The 6,081-nt window shown below is 38.2% G+C and carries 5 protein-coding genes and 1 pseudogene; 2 read left to right on the plus strand and 4 right to left on the minus strand.

The genetic code is table 11. From position 1 onward, the window contains the following. Positions 1-74 precede the first annotated feature (74 nt). Positions 75-785: pseudogene (locus N824_RS12390) on the plus strand (helix-turn-helix domain-containing protein). Between the two features lie 66 nt (positions 786-851). Beyond that, on the plus strand, positions 852-1,397 hold the full coding sequence (locus N824_RS12395; RefSeq protein ID WP_048905476.1) for a dihydrofolate reductase family protein: 546 nt from the start codon (positions 852-854) through the stop codon (positions 1,395-1,397). A 29-nt stretch (positions 1,398-1,426) separates the two neighbouring features. Here N824_RS12395 and N824_RS12400 read toward each other — a convergent pair whose 3' ends face one another. The 4 genes from N824_RS12400 to N824_RS34170 all read right to left on the minus strand — a co-directional run. Beyond that, entirely contained in the window at positions 1,427-3,754 is a 2,328-nt protein-coding gene (locus N824_RS12400; RefSeq protein ID WP_235207124.1) for a mechanosensitive ion channel domain-containing protein, read from the minus strand. Between the two features lie 202 nt (positions 3,755-3,956). Next, a complete protein-coding gene (locus N824_RS12405) occupies positions 3,957-4,742 on the minus strand; it encodes a GDSL-type esterase/lipase family protein (protein ID WP_048905478.1) in 786 nt (261 codons plus the stop codon). 224 nt (positions 4,743-4,966) lie between these two features. After that, positions 4,967-5,200 (minus strand): hypothetical protein, encoded by a 234-nt coding sequence (locus N824_RS12410; RefSeq protein ID WP_048905479.1) that lies wholly within the window; start codon positions 5,198-5,200, stop codon positions 4,967-4,969. A 34-nt stretch (positions 5,201-5,234) separates the two neighbouring features. Continuing rightward, positions 5,235-6,081, minus strand: an 847-nt coding sequence (locus N824_RS34170; RefSeq protein WP_048905798.1) for a SulP family inorganic anion transporter, incomplete at its 5' end; no start/stop codon positions are given.

Genomic DNA, 6,081 nt, shown 5'->3' on the forward strand with positions numbered 1-6,081 from the left:
TATGCATATTCAATTGTATGATGTCATTCCGAGCCTCCGGCCTTACATTAAGCTGATATGTACAATGGACTGCGATGGAGACACAGACMYAANAYCRKAWRMGSGTSSTRYMSGATACTTGTGTTGAGTTGTTTGTGAACTATACCAGTTCACCGATAGCAATCATTGGTGATGAACTGCACAAGCGTAGCATCCTTAGCTTTCGTATGAGCCGCCCAATGGATGTTCAGATGCGTAAAGGGACTGGCTGCCTCGCCATTTGTTTCTATCCTGGCATGGCGTATAAGTTCTTTCAGGTACCCATGCATACCTTAACCGACACAACAGCTCCCTTATCGGATATATGGAATAATCTGGCGGAAGAAATAGAAGATAAACTAGCCTGTGCCTGCAATAATGAAACACGTGTATGTATAGTGCAAAATTATTTATTACAACAATTGGCCTCTGCCAAAAACGATTTTCAGATAGACTATTGCCTTCAACAGGCGCAACTCTCCGGTGGCTTAGTGTCCGTAAGCAAGCTTACAAACGATGCTGGCATTAGTCAGCGCCATCTTTCACGAAAATTTCAGCAAAATATAGGCCTGTCGCCCAGAGAATATTTGCGTGTGTATCGGTTCATACAATCACTTCGCTATATAAAAAAATATCCAGTACTCTCACTTACGGAAATAGCTTATAAAAGCGGCTATTATGATCAAGCTCATTTTAATCGCGACTATAAAGCTTATACTGGCTATGCGCCCCGTGAGTTGACCCATGCTCAACATGTTCTTTATTAATGTCCGTTTTGTACAATCTGAGATAATTTAATCTTTGCAGTTTTGCAATACAAAAACATTGACGATATGAGAAAACTAATATTAGGATTAGCAATAACATTGGATGGATACATTGAAGGACCTAACGGCGAATATGATTGGTGCTTTACGGATCAAGATTATGGTCTAAACGAATTCTTTACCCTCGTAGATGCCATCTTTATTGGCCGTAAAAGCTACGAGATAGCGCAGCAACACGCAGAGAACAATAATGGCGAAACCATTCCGGGTATGCCTGTAATGAAGGAATATGTATTTTCTAAATCATTGAAAACAGTAAAACAAGGTGCGGTACTTATGTCCGATAATAGTATTACCCAAGCGCGAAAAATAAAAGAACAGTCAGGTAAAGACATATGGCTGTATGGTGGCGCTGAGCTTACCGATGCCTTGATGAAAGAAGGCCTTGTAGATGAATTATGGTTGTCAGTACATCCTATACTTCTTGGTGATGGTAAAACCCTGTTCGGTAAGCAGAATATTAGAAGAAAACTTACTCTGCTGCAAAGCAAGACCTATGAAACCGGGTTGGTATCGCTCAGATATAGCATCAATAATGAATCATCTCTCTGATACCCGAATTTTGTGCACAACCATATGCTTTATTGCTGGTCTGGATGATGAAGATGGACGTCCTGTTGAGGAAATGGTATTGTAATGCCATTGGCTTTAAAAGCAGCAACGATAGCTATGATCAGATCACTCCTTGTAACAGATGTATCTCCAATATGTTTTGTCCAGAAATATATTCGCAGATCAATTGAACTGTTATTGAGTTGCTCAAATTGTACAACGGGGCCAGGATTTTTGCTAATCCTTTCTTCATTGTTTAATATTTCGGTTAATACCTTTCGACTTTTTTCAAGATCTGCATCATAGGCAATACCTATTAGAATAGACATTCTTTTACGATTTCCTCCTAGCGACCAATTGACCAGATGTGCATTAAGTAAATCGCCATTAGGCATAACCACATCTGCCCCATCCCAGGTAGAAATCACACTGCTCCTAAATCCAATGGATTTCATCTTACCGCCCTGACCATCGACGTCAACAATATCCCCAACATTCACAGGTTTTTCAAACGCAATAATAAGTCCACTCACCAAATTATTAACTAAAGTTTGCAGGCCAAAACCTATGCCTACACCTAAAGCGCCTAAAATAATGGTTATCCTATCAACAGGAATCCCTGCTGCTGCAATAGCTAAAAATAATCCTATACAGAGAATCGAAATCCGGATCAGCAGCAACCAACTCCCTATTCCCTGACGATCATTCTTATTGTCTCTGTTTGAAGGAAGGTGACCATCAGATGCAAAAAAGGAAACAATTTTAGATATAATAACTGCAATTGACATAATCACGATAAACAGCAGGAGATTATTAATACTAAAAGTATAGTCTCCAAGCGTTCGGTCCTGACTAAAAAAGTTCTGAAAGGGTTTGAATAGATAATCAAATGCAGGAAAATTGCGACCTAATAGTACCACCCAGCCAACAACCAGCAGTACATAAAATAGCGGAGGGGCTTTTTTACCTACCTTTTCAAAATTGAGGTAAAAGAGTTTTTTTTCCTGACCGGAGTACACATTAAATGCAAGAACTAACCCCTCATTAATGAGCCGTACGGTCCAAAGAAAAAGAATGGCAATAATGACATTCAAAAATCCGCTAATGAATAATGTTTTTGCCAAATTGTACCTTCCAAACAAATTTGCTAATGTGGATGCAAATTCCAGCAAAACCATAAAAGCGATAGACCAGATAATCCATTTCTCCCTTAGCTCTTCCCGATGGCCTTTCAGCATCGCCAGAATGCCTCCCAAAACTCCAATTATTGAAGTAATAAGCATAAACCACCTCTCAATTCTGGATGCTTGTAATACCAAATTGCCCAAAGCAGCAATCAGAAAAAATACAACCATAAAAAGCCATACGCGCATCCAGTACCTACTAACATATTTTTTAAAAATAACGGTCAGACAAATGCACGATACCAACCAGAAGATAACGTTTAAAATAAAAGGCGGCGATATAAAAAAGAATTGAAATAAACTGATAACAAGTAAGCCAGCAGAAAACAATGGATATCTGAGCACCAATTGACCATTAAAATCTGGTTTTAGCAGATTGTTTTCCAAATAGATATTTTTAAGTGAGCGGAGATAAATAAAAGAAGTTGCCACAAGTAAAACAAGCAATATCAATTTACCTGTATTGTTCTCTGCATAAAATTTAAGGGTCAATAATCCTTTTTTTTCTGAAAAATCAAGTATTTCACTAAACGGGCGGTAGAAATCCAATGGCCCCCATATATTATTAAACTCCCTCTTATAGGTGTGAACAGCCATGTCTTTCTGATAAGACTCTATTTCCTCCAAACTGCTTTCTAATTTAAAAACAGTCATATTTACATGGTTAAGTAGGGTCTGGATGTTGTTGCTTGCCACCTTAAGTGACGTGTCAATTGGGCCGGTTTCATACGCAATGACCTGGATTTTTTGCAAATACTTCATCAGCGTTGATGAATCTGTTGGGAACTTAAACAACGCAGGTACGCTCAATAGAGAATCGAGCTGATACCGAAAATTGTTCAATTCCTGCTGGCGAACATCTAACTTTAATTTCCAGGTGTTTATTTTACCAAGCAGTTCAGATAATATTTTTGAGGTGGCAGTCAGATTTCGGAAAGTTTGTGAGGAGCCTTTATTGGTAAAAACGCCATCAACTGCAACTGCAAAGTCTTTTTCTATTTCCTTAAGTTCGGTTTTAGTATCTGTTGTATCAAGTTTACCGTTTACATAAACCTTTGCCTTTTGCATAGTCCGTTTTATCTCATCAAAGGTTTTGATTTGAGCAATCGTTGCTTTATCGGCATTAAACTCATCGGCGCTCTTTTTCGAAGAACGTTTTGCAAAGGCCTGCATTTTGGCCACAAAATCTAATTTTGAGCTATCTTTTAGAAGGGATCTATTAATGGAATCTTTCTTTTGGGCATGTAAGGTAACGCAGCTAAATAAGCAGACACAAACCAAAAGAAAGCAGCTTAGTTTTCTAGGGAGCATCATTTGACTAAGGATTAATGTTCAATAATACATAAAAAACAGTAATTATCCTCTCTTTAGAGCATTAGATGGCCTTAAGAATCCCTCTAACCCATATTCTGGCCAGCTCTTTTGACCCTTCGGCATTTGGATGCAAATAGAACGTACCTTTTTTTCCTTGTTCGGGTTTAAACAAAGTAGTATGATTTTTTTTGAAAAAATCAAAGCCCGATTTATCACCTGCAAATATGCGTCTAGGAGCTAATTTGGTGTACTTTTTAACCAGGTTATCTATTTTTGGAAAGTAGCTTTCTAATCTGTTTAAACCTTCTTCTAAATAGGCGGCATTGTTTTGAGTATTGGTGCTATACCAAAGTGGATACTGAAGTATAAATTTTGCCTTGGGGAACTGATTTAATAGGCTATCTATCAATTTGGAAATATTTTGATCGTATTGTTCGGCAGAGATAGGTGATCCGTTAGGCCCGAATATGGCGCTGTCATTAGTTCCTAGCATAATAGAAAACAAAAGTGTAGCCGAGGCATCCTTGTTTAACGCGTTTGCAGCTTCGATAACCTTCGGGAAGTCAGTATTAGTGGCTGGCAAAAAATCAAGACTGGTATGCCCGCTAAAGCCCATGTTTGCAATATTAACAGATGTAAATTGCGCTGTTGAGGTCAGTGTTTGCTGCACAATAAGTGGCGTTGCTTCTAAGGCCGGCTGCTTTAAGGCACCTCCCTCCGTTATGCTGTCTCCTATAAAAACAATATTCAGTTTAGTTTTTTTTACTGAAGAAAAGGAGGTTAGTAATAATACGGAAACCATCACCAAAAATTTGGGTATAAGCTTAGCCACAGGGAAATTGTTCATAATTCTCTTTTTTATGAAGATAAACAATTGATCCAGTTTATAAACCCTACCTTACCAAAATGAATAACCCCGCATTTGTAATATCCGGATTTAATATTGGCGTATCAGAGATTATACTAGTGCTTCTGGCATTTTTTGTGGGTTTCCTTATTGTAAGAAACCTGATTGTTTACAGGTTTCGACCTAAAGACAAATAAGAAGTACTGGCATACACAGAAATTCAATTAAAGCAAATCGACATGCTCTTCCTCAATCAGTTTCCCAATTTCATTTACATATGACTGATCTATCCATCCCTTTGTTTCCCAGGAAATACCCAGCTCATGGACGACAGCGTGTAGGATAGCAAATTTATTTGAACCTTTAAAAACTTTATAGATGCCATCCTCTTGCGGATAGACGGTAAGCTTAACTCCATGGAGTTCGATAGCAAAGGGATCCGTGTAAACTAATTTCATTCTTATTATTTAATATCAAAGCAACAGCAATAGATCAAAATTGTTTGATGTTAACTTCTATCACTGTTTCAGCATTTTTGAGTAACGTCTTGCAATCTTCACTAAGATGCTGCAGGTGTAATTTCTTTCCTGCCAGTTTATAACGTTCAGTTAATTTATTTAGTGCTTCTATACCACTCATATCTGCTACTCTACTTTCTCCAAAATCTACGATAACCTCCTGCGGGTCTCCGATCACATCAAACTTCTCATTAAAAGCGGCTACAGATCCGAAAAATAAAGGGCCAAATATTTCGTAATGTTTAACTCCCTGTTCATCTATATATTTTTTTGCACGGATTCGTTTTGCGCTTTCCCATGCAAATACCAACGCTGAAATGATAACACCTATAAGTACTGCAAGTGCCAGATTATGAAGCCAAATGGTAATTCCGGCCACAAGAATACCTATAAAGATATCTTGCCTGGGCATTTTGTTAATGATGCGGAAACTAACCCATTCAAATGTACCAATGGCAACCATAATCATTACCCCTGTTAATGCAGCCATTGGAACGCGGTCAATAATAGGTGCACCGAAAAGTATAATAATCAGTATAGTTAATGAAGCAATTATTCCAGATAATCTTGCTCTGGCACCAGCCGATAAATTAACCAGTGTTTGAGCAATCATTGGGCACCCTCCCATTCCAAAGAAAAAGCCATTCGCAATATTAGCAGTTCCTTGCGCAATACATTCTCTATTACCGTTGCCTTTTGTGGTGGTAATCTCATCAACCAAATTTAGGGTCAATAATCCCTCTGTTAAACCAACACCAGCCATAATTAACGCATATGGAAAAATAACCTGTAAAGTCTTAAACTCAAGGGGTATGGCAGGG

The organism is Pedobacter sp. V48, assembly GCF_000523515.1.
In the GTDB taxonomy this organism is placed as follows: Bacteria; Bacteroidota; Bacteroidia; order Sphingobacteriales; family Sphingobacteriaceae; genus Pedobacter.

Excerpts from the sequence above, each read along its gene's own strand:
- N824_RS12395 (WP_048905476.1), top strand. The coding sequence starts at position 852 with ATGAGAAAACTAATATTAGGATTAGCAATAACATTGGATGGATACATT.
- N824_RS12400 (WP_235207124.1), bottom strand. The coding sequence starts at position 3,754 with ATGCAGGCCTTTGCAAAACGTTCTTCGAAAAAGAGCGCCGATGAGTTT.
- N824_RS12405 (WP_048905478.1), bottom strand. The coding sequence starts at position 4,742 with ATGAACAATTTCCCTGTGGCTAAGCTTATACCCAAATTTTTGGTGATG.
- N824_RS12410 (WP_048905479.1), bottom strand. The coding sequence starts at position 5,200 with ATGAAATTAGTTTACACGGATCCCTTTGCTATCGAACTCCATGGAGTT.